12 protein-coding genes are annotated in these 14,774 nt (G+C 41.8%); 1 reads left to right on the top strand and 11 read right to left on the bottom strand.

What is annotated here, in order from left to right; translation table 11 throughout:
* The first annotated feature begins 53 nt into the window (after positions 1-53).
* A complete protein-coding gene (locus C8D94_RS14220) occupies positions 54-2,798 on the top strand; it encodes a putative LPS assembly protein LptD (protein ID WP_115124637.1) in 2,745 nt (914 codons plus the stop codon).
* Positions 2,799-2,989: 191 nt separating this feature from the next.
* On the opposite strand, the gene C8D94_RS14215 is transcribed toward C8D94_RS14220, so the two are convergent.
* The 11 genes from C8D94_RS14215 to lpxD all read right to left on the bottom strand — a co-directional run bounded on the left by C8D94_RS14215 (position 2,990) and on the right by lpxD (position 14,756).
* Positions 2,990-3,805, bottom strand: a complete 816-nt coding sequence (locus C8D94_RS14215) for a prohibitin family protein (RefSeq protein ID WP_115124636.1) — start codon at positions 3,803-3,805, stop codon at positions 2,990-2,992.
* Positions 3,806-3,823: 18 nt separating this feature from the next.
* Positions 3,824-5,857, bottom strand: a complete 2,034-nt coding sequence (locus C8D94_RS14210; RefSeq protein WP_115124635.1) for a VWA domain-containing protein — start codon at positions 5,855-5,857, stop codon at positions 3,824-3,826.
* A 99-nt stretch (positions 5,858-5,956) separates the two neighbouring features.
* Positions 5,957-6,703, bottom strand: a complete 747-nt coding sequence (gene fabG / locus C8D94_RS14205; RefSeq protein ID WP_115124634.1) for a 3-oxoacyl-[acyl-carrier-protein] reductase — start codon at positions 6,701-6,703, stop codon at positions 5,957-5,959.
* A gap of 196 nt (positions 6,704-6,899) precedes the next feature.
* Positions 6,900-7,772, bottom strand: a complete 873-nt coding sequence (sucD, locus tag C8D94_RS14200) for a succinate--CoA ligase subunit alpha (RefSeq protein ID WP_115124633.1) — start codon at positions 7,770-7,772, stop codon at positions 6,900-6,902.
* Positions 7,773-7,853: 81 nt separating this feature from the next.
* Positions 7,854-8,267 (bottom strand): nuclear transport factor 2 family protein, encoded by a 414-nt coding sequence (locus C8D94_RS14195; protein ID WP_115124632.1) that lies wholly within the window; start codon positions 8,265-8,267, stop codon positions 7,854-7,856.
* Entirely contained in the window at positions 8,267-9,202 is a 936-nt protein-coding gene (locus C8D94_RS14190; RefSeq protein WP_115124631.1) for a UDP-3-O-(3-hydroxymyristoyl)glucosamine N-acyltransferase, read from the bottom strand. The genes C8D94_RS14195 and C8D94_RS14190 overlap by 1 nt, the downstream gene beginning before the upstream one ends.
* 88 nt (positions 9,203-9,290) lie before the next feature.
* Positions 9,291-10,856, bottom strand: a complete 1,566-nt coding sequence (locus C8D94_RS14185; RefSeq protein ID WP_115124630.1) for a fibronectin type III domain-containing protein — start codon at positions 10,854-10,856, stop codon at positions 9,291-9,293.
* A 67-nt stretch (positions 10,857-10,923) separates the two neighbouring features.
* Positions 10,924-11,490, bottom strand: coding sequence for an elongation factor P (gene efp, locus C8D94_RS14180; RefSeq protein ID WP_115124629.1), 567 nt, complete (start codon positions 11,488-11,490; stop codon positions 10,924-10,926).
* 59 nt (positions 11,491-11,549) lie between these two features.
* Entirely contained in the window at positions 11,550-12,332 is a 783-nt protein-coding gene (gene lpxA, locus C8D94_RS14175) for an acyl-ACP--UDP-N-acetylglucosamine O-acyltransferase (RefSeq protein ID WP_115124628.1), read from the bottom strand.
* Positions 12,329-13,738 (bottom strand): bifunctional UDP-3-O-[3-hydroxymyristoyl] N-acetylglucosamine deacetylase/3-hydroxyacyl-ACP dehydratase, encoded by a 1,410-nt coding sequence (locus tag C8D94_RS14170; protein WP_115124627.1) that lies wholly within the window; start codon positions 13,736-13,738, stop codon positions 12,329-12,331. Before C8D94_RS14170 ends, lpxA begins: the two co-directional genes overlap by 4 nt.
* Positions 13,731-14,756: a UDP-3-O-(3-hydroxymyristoyl)glucosamine N-acyltransferase gene (lpxD, locus tag C8D94_RS14165; protein ID WP_115124626.1), complete on the bottom strand. Its 1,026-nt coding sequence runs from the start codon at positions 14,754-14,756 to the stop codon at positions 13,731-13,733. The genes C8D94_RS14170 and lpxD overlap by 8 nt, the downstream gene beginning before the upstream one ends.
* Positions 14,757-14,774: the final 18 nt, after the last annotated feature.

Below are 14,774 nucleotides of genomic sequence, written 5' to 3'. Positions count from 1 at the left end.
TTACTTTTGAACTTTCAAAAACTGAACCAAAGTTATAAAATAATAGGTTTCTAGTGTTGGGCAAACAAAGGTGTTCTTACATACTTATCTACATAGTACTGTTCATAAACAGTGCTTTTCTTTATGCGCAAGACCTGCCCAATAAAAACGAGGTGAACATCCCCTCTTCTACAGAAACCGAAGCCGAAGAAAACACTGAAACCAAACAGGATACCACCACAGTTAACCTACAACCAACAATTACCGAACGCCTAGAGATAGTGAACGATACGGTAAAAAACGATTCCATCCAGAAAAAACCCGAATTCCTTACCGGCGTGGTAGATTACTATGGCGAAGATTACATTTTTATGGACCAAGAGAACCAAAAGGTGTATATGTACAACCAAGCCTATATAGTTTATGAGGATATGCGTATAGACGCTGGGCTCATAGTACTGGATTATAACACCAACGAAGTCTTTGCCAAAGGTATTGACAGCGCAGGAACCTACACACAAAGACCCGTTTTTGTGCAGGCCCAGAACCGCGTGGAGCCAGACTCGATGAAATTCAACACCAAGACCGAGAAGGCCATAGTGTATAATTCCCGAACAGAGCAGAACGGTTTTAACGTACTGGCCCAGGTGACCAAAAAAGAAAACGACTCGGTTGTATATCTCAAGAATGTGAGATTTACTACCTCTACAAATCTTGATGATCCGGAATATTATTTTTATACCCGAAAGGCAAAATTTGTCCCTAAAAAGAAAATTGTCACTGGGCTTACCAATATGTACATTGCCGATGTACCCACACCTTTAGGACTTCCCTTTGCATATTTTCCGTTGACTGAAGATAGAGCCGCTGGATTTATCATCCCCTCTATTGGCGATAATAACAACCGTGGCTTCTTTTTCCAGAATGGGGGTTATTACTTTCCTATAAGCGATTATGTGGATCTTGCGGTGTTAGGAGACTATTACACAAACGGTAGTTTTGGTCTGCGGGGGGAAGTGGCCTATGCCCTACGCTACAAGTATAGAGGTAATTTGAACATACGCTACGAAAGCCTGATCGATAGTGAAAGAGGCTTCCCGGATTTTAGCCAATCTTCAGTATATAACATCCGATGGAACCACAGCCAGGATGCCAAGGCAAATCCTAGCTCCCGTTTTTCAGCATCGGTAAATTTGGGGAGTAGTCGCTATTTTAGGCAATCCATCAACCAGACCAATAATGGTAGTGGGTTGGTAAACACGTTAAGCTCTTCGGTTTCCTACGCAAAGACCTTTGAGGGGGAGCCCCAAGTGAATGTTGCCATTGCAGCTACCCACACCCAGAACACCAACACACAAGAAATAAATATGTCCCTGCCAAATATTAATGCGAGTGTGTCACGTATTTTTCCTTTTGCCCCCAAAACAGGTACAAAAAAAGGGATTCTACAGAATATTAACTTTCAGTACGATGTTACGGCAGAGAACCGTTTCCAAACAACCGATTCGTTGTTCTTTAAACCTGAAATGTTTGAAACCGCACAGCTGGGAGCCCGGCATAGCATTCCTGTGAGCACCAATTTTAAACTGCTGAAATATTTAAGCACCTCGCTCACGACCAACCTACAGGAAACATGGGTAGGCCAAACTACCAACCAAACATTCGATGCCGATGCCAATGATGGTGACGGTGCTGTAGTAACAGATACCATTAGGGGTTTCGACAGGTATTTTACCTATAACTTTTCAACCAGTTTAGGGACTACGTTTTATGGTACTTTTAATTTTGGAGAAGATGTAAAGTTCCAAAAACTTAGACACGTGGTACGACCAAGTGTGAGCTACAACATAAATCCAGCTTTTGATCATTATTACGAAGAATTGCAGATTCCCACTGCAGACCCAGATGTTGCAGCAGAAGTGGTACAGTTCTCTAGGTTTGAAAACACACTCTATGGAGCGCCTGGAGCTGTCTACTCCAGCAACATAGGCATGTCCCTTAGCAACACCTTTGAAGCAAAGGTTCGGGAAAAGGATACCACGGCTACCGAACCCAAGAAGATTGTCCTGCTCAACAACTTAAACTTCAGCACAGCTTACAATCTTGCCGGGGACTCGTTGCCTTGGAGCCCTTTACGCTTTACGGGTAATATACCTGTTGTGGACAAGCTTGATGTAAACTTTACAGGTTCGCTGGATCCCTATGCGCTGGATAATAACAATAATAAAATAGACAAATTCAATATAAACAACGGCGGTAGTCTCTTCAGGCTCACCAATGGAAATGTTTCCTTAAACTATAGTTTTTCCAGTAGGGATTTTGAGACCGACAATCCTGATACCACCAATAGGTTGAATGATGAGACCTTTGCAAACGGAGGGCGACCAGACGACCTGTTTGGAACCGGAGACGATGTGGGCGATACTTCGTTTAGGGAAGGCCAGGACAATGGTAACAATTTAAATAAGGAATGGTATAACTACGACATACCATGGGACTTTAGGTTGGCGTATACCATAACCTACAATAATACCCGACGGCAAAATGAGATATCGTCACAGTCGCTTATGTTCAGCTCTAATGTAGAGCTTGCGCCAAGATGGCAAGTAGGGATTTCCAGCGGGTACGACTTTACCAATAAAGGTGTTACCCTTACCCAATTAAGATTTCAACGCGATCTAGAAAGTTGGACCATGAGCTTTAACTGGACCCCCATTGGCGCCCTCAATACAGCCTGGTACTTTTTTATTGGGATAAAATCTTCGGTATTGAGCGATATTAAATACGACAAGCGACGAGAGCCAGACAGGAATCTGTGAGGGAACAACACAAAAATGGCGCTTTAAAAACATCCGAATTTACGGGTGCGCAATCAAGTCTCTCGACACGCTCTAATTGAAACCCTTATTAGCTTGTCAAGGGTTTGTAATTCTCTACTACGCTCGAACTGACACTATCAAAAATAATAGGTTGAAAAGTCCATTTTGATAAAGCTAAAATTTCAGCAATACTAGTTATTACCCAAAATTAAAGGTAATCCATCATCTCCAGAACCTACTACCACAATTTTGGCATTGGGAGACTCGGCCAATTTTAGTGTAGCATCTATTCCTTTATCCTGAAGAATCTTATCGGTTAGGGATGCGCTAAGAATTTTATTTGCATCTGCTTTACCCTGTGCTTCTATACGTACTTTTTCAGCTTCTTTTTGCGCGGTTACCAGTCTAAACTCATACTCAAGCGATTCTTGCTCTTGCTTCAATTTACGCTCAATAGCTTGTTTAATAGTAGCGGGCAGTGTGACATCCCGTACCAATACCTCATTTAGCTGAACGTACTGCTTATCCAGAATCTTCTTTGTTTCATCAAAAATTTCATCTTGTATGGCATCACGCTTGCTGCTATACAATTGTTCTGGGGTGTAGCGCCCTACAACGCTTCTTGCAGCGCTTCGTATAGCTGGTTTAATCACACGGTCCAAATAGTTCTCCCCCAGGTTTTGGTGCAACCTCCCTACCTCGTTATAAACGGGCTGGTACCACGCAGAGGCATCTATCTGTATTTCCAAACCGTTGCTGGAAAGCACCTTCATTTTTTCAAAAAGTTCTTGCTGTCTCACTTCATACTCTATCACTTTGTTCCAAGGGGCTACAATATGGAAACCCTCCCCAAGTGGCGGTTCGTCCGTAACAACTCCATTTCCAAATGTTTCGTAGAGTACTCCAGCATCCCCGGCATTAATAGTCACGGCACTCTTTGCCACCACTATAATTACTAATACTAATACGATGATAACCGGTATCCCGATTTTAGGTAATTTTTCCATAATTCGTTTATTTTAAGATTATATAAGTCCGTTGTATTTTCTAATGAACCATTCTGCCGTAAGGAAAAGAACGATAAAGCCTAACAGTATTTTCCAATCTATTAAAGGTACGATTTTTTGTTCGCTTTTTTGGATAGACTGGAATCTATCATCGTTCAACAAACTTTCGGCCAGGCTTTCAAATTGGTTGGGATAATAGATCGCTCCTTCGGTTTTATTAGCCAACCTGGTTAATTTACTTACGTTGGCGTTGCCAAATTGTTGTTCAACGTTAAAATCCAATATCGTAAAGGTCCCACTCCTGGCAATGGCTTCGTCACTTACTGAAACCGTAAAGGCATACTCCCCCGCAGGCAAACTATTTACATCTGATTCGTAAAAGTTATTCTTTAGCAACAGTGGGAAGACGGTGCGTTTCTCGCTTTCTTGGTTCACTACCGAAATTTGCAATGATGCTCTCCCATCGAACACATAATTCTTGTCGAAATATTGTGCTGAAATCTTAATAGGATTATTGTTATAATAGAACGATTCGTTGCTCACCTCTAGCCTGCTCCTACGCTTGTTGGAAGCTAGGTATTGTACCATTTTCCCGATAAATTCATCAAATTGCTGAAAATTGTTGTTCTGCAAATAAGACTTTGCCCGCCATTTCCAAAGCCCTTCTACATCCCATAGGGCATCTCGCTTTCCGTTAAGCTCGGCAGTGGCCAGCATAGGGTTTTCGGTATTGAATCCGCTTACGGTCTGGTTCAAAAGCACCTCGTGTGGCACGGTAACCAACAATTCTCCAAAAAGCGTAGCCAAGGGCGGAAAACCACTTAAACCAATATCTTCCACGGCAAAAGCGCCATAGTTTACGTTCAACTGTGCCGAGGCATCCTCACGCTGTCCCGTAACCTCTTTCTGAAAAATAGCTTGAGCACTGTTCAAGAAGTTCCAATCGGTTTCGGTTCCTGAAATGATAAAAGTATTCATCTTCAATCTTTCGATTTCAGAAAACAGGCTAGCAAAACTCCGGTTGGGCTGGTAGAGGACTACTAGCTGATTATCCTGCAATTGGTCGATGCCCTCAAGAGGTTTTGCAAAAGTAACCTTGCGTTGTTCGTTGGTCTCAATGGCCTTCTTGAGCATTCCCATATCTGGGTGCACAATGGCACTCACTACCAATACATTGGTGGCTTGGTCTATCACTTCTACGGCAAACTGCTTGCTGTTGTTAACCGTGTTTCGTTCCTCAGCAATAGGAACAATCTGCGCTGTATATTTTTGAAGTCCCACGCGAGATGCGGGCAATGTTAACGAAATAGTCTTGGTATTGTCATTCTCAGAAAAAGTAACATTTTGCCTATACACCGTTGCAGCACCCTGCGAGATGACAAACTGCGAGCTCACCGTACCCGTACCACTATATACCAAAATAGCCTCGACGGGAAACTGGTTTTTCAGGAATGCATACCTATTGGTATTGAGTTGCTGAAGTTTCAGGTCGATATATTTGGTGGAATCTCCCAAGACAACTGGGTACAAAGGGTTTTTAAAGTTTACTGAAGAAAACTCATAATCGCTCCCCAGGGTTTGGTTTCCATCTGTAATGAGCAAGGTGGGTGCTATGGTGTTTCTGAAAACCTCGTTGGTTGCTGAAAGTGCTTTGGCGATGTTTGTATTCCTTTCAGAAAATGAAACCGAATCGGTTGCCCTGAAATCATTTCCGAAGGTAAAAAAAGACAGCTCGAATTTATCGTTCAATGCTTCGTTTCCCTTAAGTTTTGAAATGATAGTTGAAACATTTTCGGTTTGTTCCAGTTCCCGGACAGAGGTAGAATTGTCCACCAATACAGGCAAGCTGGGTTTGACGATGGTATAGGTTTTGCTCTTAAATTTGGGATTGATCAACAACACCAAAATAGCGAACAAGGTCAAAAACCGAAGTATCCCAAATATCCATCGTAATTTCCCTGTGTACCTAGATTTATACCCGTACATAAATACCGCCAGCGCAAATGAGATCACTGCGGCTATCACGATATAAAGAATGGTTTCTGGAGCCATGTTTAAGTACTAATTACAAGGTACAAATGAATTACGGGTACGAGGTACGAATGAAGTACGAGATTTTACAATCGCATTTCTAAAACCGTATATCTAAAATTAGGTAAGCATTCCGCCATCTACGTTGAGCACTTGCCCTGTTACGTAGCTGGACATATCGCTTCCCAAGAACACGCACATATTGGCGATATCTTCAGGAGTACCCCCACGCTTAAGTGGAATGGCATCTCGCCAAGATTGTACGGTGGCCTCATCGAGTTTTCCGGTCATTTCGGTCTCTATAAAGCCTGGAGCAATAGCGTTGCAACGTATGTCCCGTGAACCCAACTCAAGAGCAACAGATTTTGTAAAGCCCAAGATACCAGCTTTAGAGGCGGCATAGTTTGTCTGGCCTGCATTTCCTTTTACCCCAACAACGGAGCTCATGTTTATGATAGAGCCCTTGCGCTGTTTGAGCATAGCACGCTGCACGGCCTTGGTCATATTAAAAACCGATTTTAGGTTTACCTCAATCACTTTATCGAAGTCTTCTTCCGAAATTCGCATGAGGAGGTTGTCCTTAGTGATTCCGGCATTGTTTATCAAGATATCGATGCTTCCAAATTCTTTGAGTACTTGGGCGGCAAGCTCCTGTGACTCCTCAAAACTTGCGGCATTGCTCTGGTAGGCTTTTGCCTTGACCCCGTTTTTTGAAATTTCTTCGGCCAGTGCTTCAGCTGCTTCGGCACTTGAGTTATAGGTAAATGCTATGTTGGCACCGTGCTGGGCAAATACTTCAACGATTCCTTTCCCTATACCACGGCTTCCGCCCGTAATGATCGCTGTTTTTCCTTCTAGTAGTTTCATCTTAATAAAATATTTGATAAAGCGGAAGATGGAATGCCCCAATAAACATCTTCGGTTGGTTTGCAATTTATTAATGGGCATTTCATATTTCGACTTGCTCTATACAAGAGCGATTTTATTTATATTTTTCAATCCTCCCAAATATAAAAAAAGCCCTACGATTATGCAGGGCTTTGGGTGTATTATTCTCAATTTTTTATCCTATGACTTCGGCTACTTTTTTGCCTATTTCAGCTGGAGAATCAACTACGTGGATACCACATTCGTTCAATATTTTCTTTTTGGCTTGAGCGGTATCGTCACTTCCGCCAACTATAGCTCCTGCGTGCCCCATTGTTCTACCAGCTGGAGCAGTTTCTCCCGCTATAAATCCAACTACTGGCTTCTTGCTTCCACTCTCCTTATACCAGCGTGCAGCTTCGGCCTCTAATTGTCCTCCTATTTCACCTATCATCACCACTGCTTCAGTCTCTGGGTCGTTGATCAACAATTCTACGGCTTCTTTTGTGGTGGTGCCAATAATTGGGTCACCGCCAATTCCAATAGCAGTTGTGATTCCCAACCCTTGCTTAACTACCTGATCTGCTGCTTCATACGTAAGTGTCCCAGATTTTGAGACCACACCCACTTTACCTTTTTTGAATACGAAACCGGGCATAATACCCACTTTGGCTTCGCCTGGAGTGATAACGCCTGGACAGTTAGGTCCAATTAAACGGCAATCTCTATCCTTGATGTAGTGGGACGCCTTGATCATATCACCTACAGGAATTCCTTCGGTAATAGCAATGATTACTTTAATGCCTGCGTCCGCAGCTTCCATAATGGCATCTGCGGCAAATGCTGGGGGTACGAAAAGAATAGAGGTATCTGCCCCTACTTTTTCCACGGCTTCTGAAACTGTGTTAAAAACGGGCTTGTCCAAATGGGTCTGTCCACCTTTACCAGGGGTTACTCCACCCACAACATTAGTACCGTACTCTATCATCTGGCCCGCGTGGAAGGTTCCTTCACTTCCTGTAAAGCCCTGAACAATTATTTTTGAATCTTTATTTACTAAAACACTCATAGGTTTTTATTGTCTCTGTTAGAATTTATATTGAAATATTGGATTGCAAAGATACCTAATTGCTGTTGCAATTAAAAGTATTTACACTTTAACTCTGTGGTAGGATTCGGTAGTATCGTCCTTCTCGGTAACAGGTTGGCTCACTTGGTGGCCACGGTACAGTTTACCATCTTTTACCTGCCAAATACAGATAAAATGTGCGATACCCATTTCTTCGTCTGGGTTCTCGATAGTCTTGATATAATACTTGTATCGAATGGTCACATACTCTTCGTCCTGCAGCAAATGGCTTACTTCTGCACGAATGTCGTGGTACGTGCGTCGTACTTCGGCAAAAAAATCGTTTAGATCGTTGAAATTAAGAATGGTAAGCCCGTCGGTACTATTCCATATCAACTCAATATCCTTGTGGAAAAATTCTTTCAGGACATCTGAATTCTTTAAAATATCTGCGTTGTAAAAGTCTTTAACTACTTGTTTTGCTGAAGTGCTCATTATAGGTTATCTAGTTTTTCAATAATATCTGGTATGAGGCGTATGGACGCCAACTCTTTGTATTTTTTTCTGAAATCGTCTGCTGGGGTCCCGAAATATGATTTGTGCCCCGGTAGCGATTTGCTCACCCCGCTCTGTGCAGAGATCACCGCTTTTTCGCCAATGGTAACGCCACTGGTAATTCCTACTTGCCCCCAAATGGTCACAAGATCCTCGATCAGTACACAGCCAGCGATACCCACCTGGGACGCTATGAGGCATCGTTTTCCAATAATCGTGTCATGGCCTACGTGCACCTGGTTGTCTATCTTGGTACCCTCGCCAATCGTGGTAGTGGCTGTCACTCCCCTATCTATGGTACAGAGCGCACCCAGATCTACATTGTCCTTTATCTCTACGTTACCACCACTCAATAGCTTATCGAATTTTTCTGGCCGATTTTTGTAGTAAAATGCATCGCTTCCCAATACCGTTCCTGCGTGTATGGTTACGTTGTTCCCAATCACCGTGTTGTCGTAAATAGTTACGTTGGGGTGTATCAGGCAATCATCGCCAATGGTCACATTGTTTCCTATAAAGACGTTGGGCTGGATTACGGTGTGTCTCCCAATTTTTGCAGAGTCGGCAATCACGGCACGCGCTGCTACAAAGGGATTAAAATGGTGGGTCAATTTATTGAAGTCCCTAAATGGATCGTCACTTACCAACAATGCTTTTCCCGCCGGACACTCCACCTCTTTATTAATGAGGATGATAGTCGCGGGAGATTGCAATGCTTTGTCGTAATATTTTGGATGGTCCACAAATACGATGTCACCCGGTTGCACCACGTGAATCTCGTTCATCCCCATGACGGGAAAACCGGCATCGCCCACAAAATCGCAATCCAGAATGGTTGCAATGTCCTGTAGGGTTTGTGGGCTGTTGAATTTCATTTAGAAAATTTGAGTATCAAATATAAAAAATCCCTTTACAATTTGGCATGTAAAGGGATACTATTTTGAAATCTTTGGTTGTTGGTAATTATTGGCTACAGTTGCCGTCTATGATATTTTGTTCGCTTGGGTTGAAAGCGTTGTTACTAACTTGGTAGTTACCCTCTATAGTACCATTTGTAACCAAGTTTGAAATACCACAAAAATCCGTTAGAGTAGGGTTATTCGTAATTCTAAAGTTATCCCCCACAAATATTAAATTTTCAAGAGAATCTAGATTTTGTAATACATTGTTCTCTAAAATTGAAAAGTCGCGACCGACAGAAACCAAGCTTGAGAGGCCTGAAAATTGGGTTAGCATATTTACGTCCGTTATTGTAAAATCAGTTCCTACCGTTTGTAGATTTGACAAACCATCAAGATTCTCAAGTAACCCACTGCCTCTTAATTTAAAACTTCCAAAAACCTCAACCATTCCAGATAGGGCGCTTATGTTTTTCAAATTAGCATTACTAGTTATCGCAATTTCAAGTACTGAATTATTTGAAGACAACCCATCAAGGTTTTGAAGTGATGAATTGTTGGAAATTTCTACATCAACATTTTCAAGTGAAATGTTAGACAATCCTTCTAAAGTTATTAAAGAATTATTTTTCTTAATATTAAGCTGAGAATCCACCTGAGATACATTACTCAATCCCACTAGGTTTTGCAACTCAGGATTGTTTTGTAGAGTAATTGAACGGATATACGTAACATTACTTAAACCATCAATATTTTTTAGTGATGCATTGTTGTGTATCCATAAATAATTTCCAACTGATGTAACATTTTCTAATCCATTTAAGTTTTCAAGATTATTATTATCAATAACAAATAAAGTATCGCCAACATCTTGCAAACCAGACAGACCTAATATGCTTTCTAGATTGTGGTTTTCAACTATTCTAATATCTTCTCTAACCTTCGTAATGCCAATTAACCCATCAAAATTTTCAATATTTTGATTATCAATAATAGATAAATATTCAAGTTCTCCAGTAATATTGGATAATTCGTCTAATGATGTTAGTCCGTGACATTGGGTCACGCCTATAAGACGTTCAACAGTATGAATATTTTCTAGCCCACTGAGGTTTGTGAGGTTATGATTACCATAAATTAGTAATTCATTTACTTTGGTTAAGCTACTTAGTGGTGATAAATCCTCGATTGGGGGGCTAAAATTATAATAGCCTATAATAAGGTCTCCTGAAATCTCGCAATAATTATTTGCGCCAAAATTATTTACGTCGTCTTGGGTGTTTAATTCAACCTGTCCAGAATAGACATTCTCCTGAGGACAAGACTGGTTGGTTATAAAATTCTCGTTGTTACTATAAAGAGTTTCACCGTTATTGATCGAATAAGCTCTTACAAAATATTCAGTAGCAGCAGTTAAGCCCGATATAGCAGCAGTAAAACTACCTGTCCCATTACCTTTACTAACGTTTTCTGCGTTTTCAATTGTGGGATTGCTTGTCATACCCCAAACAATACCTTTTTCTGAAATATTTGCACCTTCAACAGTAGCTTCTATTCTAGCAGAGTTACTCGTAACATTTGTTATCTCAATAATATTTACAGAAGAATCTCTATTATCACTATCTCCCATATCGTCCGAGCTACAAGAAAAAAGAAAAATACTTATTAGAAAAACTAAAAATCTATTAGTCATATATTTACTCCTTTACTCTTTCCTGGTATTGCCCCTTCTCGGTATCAATACGTATTTTATCCCCTTCGTTGATAAACAAGGGAACATTCACCTCTGCGCCAGTTTCAACTGTAGCAGGTTTGGTGGCGTTGGTGGCGGTGTTTCCCTTTACGCCAGGTTCGGTAGCGGTCACTTCAAGGATCACGTGGGCCGGCATCTCTACGGAAAGTGGTGCGTTGTCCTCGGTATTTATCAATACGGTTACTACCTCGCCTTCTTTCATCAACTCTGGGGTGTCCAACGATTCCTTCAACAAACGTATCTGCGAATAATCCTCGGTGTTCATAAAATGGTACCATTCCCCTTCGTTGTACAAAAACTGGAACTTGTGTGTCTCCACACGTACGTCTTCAATTTTATGCCCTGCTGAAAACGTATTGTCTATCACCTTTCCGGTGGTTACGCTCTTTAGTTTTGTTCTTACGAAAGCGGGTCCTTTTCCGGGTTTTACGTGCAGGAATTCAATAATTTTATATATGTCATGATTGTAGTGTATGCACAATCCTTTTCTGATGTCTGATGTTGTTGCCATCGATTTGAGTTATTAATTGTTGTTTTATTAGGTTATAGGTTGTGGAGTATTTTGAAATCTTAATTCTGGAAATACCCTTTCATAATTCCCCTTTTGGCATTCTTGATGAATTGTAATATCTCATCACGCTCTGGGGTTGCTTCCATCTCGGCTTCAATAATCTCAGTAGCCTGGGTGGTATTGTAGGCTTTTTGGTATAAAATCCGGTAAATATTCTGTACCTCCTGAATTTTCTGTGAGTCGAAACCACGACGTCTCAAGCCTATGGAGTTGATCCCCACATAGGATAATGGTTCACGAGCAGCTTTTACGAAGGGGGGTACATCTTTACGTACCAAAGATCCTCCCGTTACAAAAGCGTGGTTCCCAATCATACAGAATTGATGAACGGCTGTCATCCCTGCCAGTACCACGTAATCTCCCACGGTAATGTGTCCCGCAAGCGTACTGTTGTTTGAAAATATACAGTTATCGCCCACGATACAATCGTGCGCAATGTGGCAGTAGGCCATGATCAAGCAATTATTACCAATTACCGTCTTGCCCCTGTCCACAGTCCCTCTGTTAACGGTAACATATTCCCTTATGGTAGTGTTGTCTCCAATTTCGGCTGTGGTTTCTTCATCCTGAAACTTTAAATCTTGCGGAATGGCAGATATTACGGCTCCTGGAAAAATATTACAGTTCTTCCCAATACGGGCGCCTTCCATGATGGTTACGTTAGAACCGATCCAAGTTCCCTCCCCTATTACCACATTGTTATGAATGGTTGTAAAGGGTTCTATCACCACATTCTTGGCAATCTTTGCTCCTGGGTGTACGTATGCTAGCGGTTGGTTCATGTGCTTTTAGTTTTAACGATCTGCGCCATCAATTCGGCTTCGGTTACTAATTTATCGTTTGCATACGCGTTTCCCTGCATATGTACGATACCCCTTCTAATCGGGGTGATTAAATCTAATTTAAAAAATAATGTATCTCCCGGGTTAACCTGTTGTTTAAACTTCACATTGTTTATTTTCATAAAGAATGTCAAGTAATTTTCAGGGTCGGGTACGGTGCTCAAAGCAAGGATTCCTCCTGTTTGTGCCATGGCCTCAACTATAAGCACACCGGGCATTACTGGTGCGCCCGGGAAGTGGCCCACAAAAAAGGGCTCGTTCATGGTAACGTTCTTTAACCCTACTACGTGCTCGTCGCTCAATTCCAATATTTTGTCTACCAACAGGAATGGCGGGCGGTGCGGCAACATGGCCATAATATCGTTAACATCCTTAACAGGTGTTGCGTGCGGGTTGAACTTAGGTATCTTGTTTCGTTTTTCTTGCTTTATCTGCTGCGAAAGTTTTTTGGCAAACTGTGTGTTTACATAGTGCCCCGGCTTGTTGGCGATCACTTTTCCACGTATACGAGTACCCGTCAAAGCCAAATCTCCAATCACGTCCAATAACTTGTGGCGGGCAGCTTCATTTGGATAATGTAGCGTGAGGTTGTCCAGTATGCCGTTGGGTTTTACTGAAATCTTATCTTTTTTGAAGGCGCCTCGCAGTTTCTCCATAGTTTCGGGAGAAAGCTCTTTGTCCACATACACAATAGCATTGTTCAAATCGCCACCCTGGATGAGGCCATGGTCCAACAGCATTTCAATTTCGTGTAAAAAGCTGAAGGTTCTCGCATCGGCTATTTCAGTCTTGAACTCTTTCAAGTCCTTAAGGGATGCGTTTTGGGTGCCCAACACTTTTGTACCAAAATCTACCATTGTAGTTACTTGGTAGTTATCCGCAGGGATTAAGGTTATCTCACTTCCAGATTCTTCGTCCAGATAGGATATAACTTCGGTTACAACATATTCGTTCCTTGCATCATCCTGTTCTACTATTCCGGCTTCCTCGAGCGCTTTCACAAAATACTTTGAGGAACCATCCATGATGGGAGGTTCAGAGGCATTGAGCTCAAGGATACAATTGTCTATCTCCAACCCTACCAATGCAGCAAGCACATGTTCGGATGTTTGGATTTTCACGCCGTTTTTTTCCAGATTGGTACCACGTTGGGTATTTACAACGTAATTTACATCTGCTTCGATCACGGGATTGTCCTCAAGATCGACCCTCACGAACTTATATCCGTGGTTTGTGGGAGCAGGTTTAAAGGTAAGCGTTACTTCTTTGCCGGTATGGAGGCCTACTCCTGTAAGGGCTACCTCTTTTGCGATCGTTGTTTGCTTTGGTGCGTTACAATCAGTCATTTGTCAGGTTTTTTTCAATATTGTTAAAGCGTTGCATTATGCTTGGTAAGTTTTTAAAATGCACATAACTTTTGTTGTAATCACCATAGTTAAGGGCTGGGGAGCCTTGTAGTATTTCATGGTCCTTTACGTTCCTACCTATTCCACTTTGTGCTTGTATGCGAACATTATTGCCAATAGTTATGTGGCCCACGATTCCTACTTGACCCCCAATCTGACAATTTTCACCAATTTTTGTGGAGCCAGCAATGCCGGTCTGGGCTGCAATTACGGTATTTTTACCTATTTCCACATTATGGGCAATCTGTATCTGGTTGTCCAGTTTTACTCCTTTGCGTATTATGGTAGAGCCCAAGGTTGCACGGTCTATTGTAGTACCGGCACCCACATCTACATTATCTTCAATAATTACGTTGCCCGTTTGGGGTACCTTTGCGTACTCTCCTTTTTCGTTAGGGGTGAAACCAAAACCATCTGCCCCAACTATTGCCCCACTATGTATCACACAGTTATTGCCAATTACGGATTCTGAGTAGATCTTGGCTCCTGCAAAAACTACAACGTTGTCTCCCATAGTAACATTATCTCCTATATAGACATTGGGATATATTTTTGCATTTTTGCCAATGGACACATTCTCCCCGAGATAGCTGAAGGCTCCCATATAGATTTCCTCTGGATAGGAAGCAGTTTCTGCAATAAACACGGGTTGTTCAATGCCCGTCTTGTTCATTTTTACCTGGTTGTAATATTCTAATAATGTTGAAAACGCTTTATAAGCATCTTCAACTTTAATGAGTGTAGTGGTGATTGGGTTTTCTGCCACAAAATCTGCCCCTACGATAGTTACAGATGCTTGTGTAGTGTAGATATACGAGGTATACTTGGGATTGGCCAAGAAAGTTAAACTTCCCTCTGTACCCTCTTCTATTTTTGACAGTTTGGAAACTTCGGCGTCTTCATCTCCTTCAACTTCGCCGTTCAATATTCCTGCAATCTGGCTGGCTTTAAATTTCATGTATAGGTTTCAAGAGTT

Origin of the sequence: Marinirhabdus gelatinilytica, assembly GCF_003353425.1 — a bacterium.
In the GTDB taxonomy this organism is placed as follows: domain Bacteria; phylum Bacteroidota; class Bacteroidia; order Flavobacteriales; family Flavobacteriaceae; genus Marinirhabdus; species Marinirhabdus gelatinilytica.
Note: the sequence above shows the minus strand (reverse complement) of the source record. Positions and strands in the feature narration are given on the sequence as shown.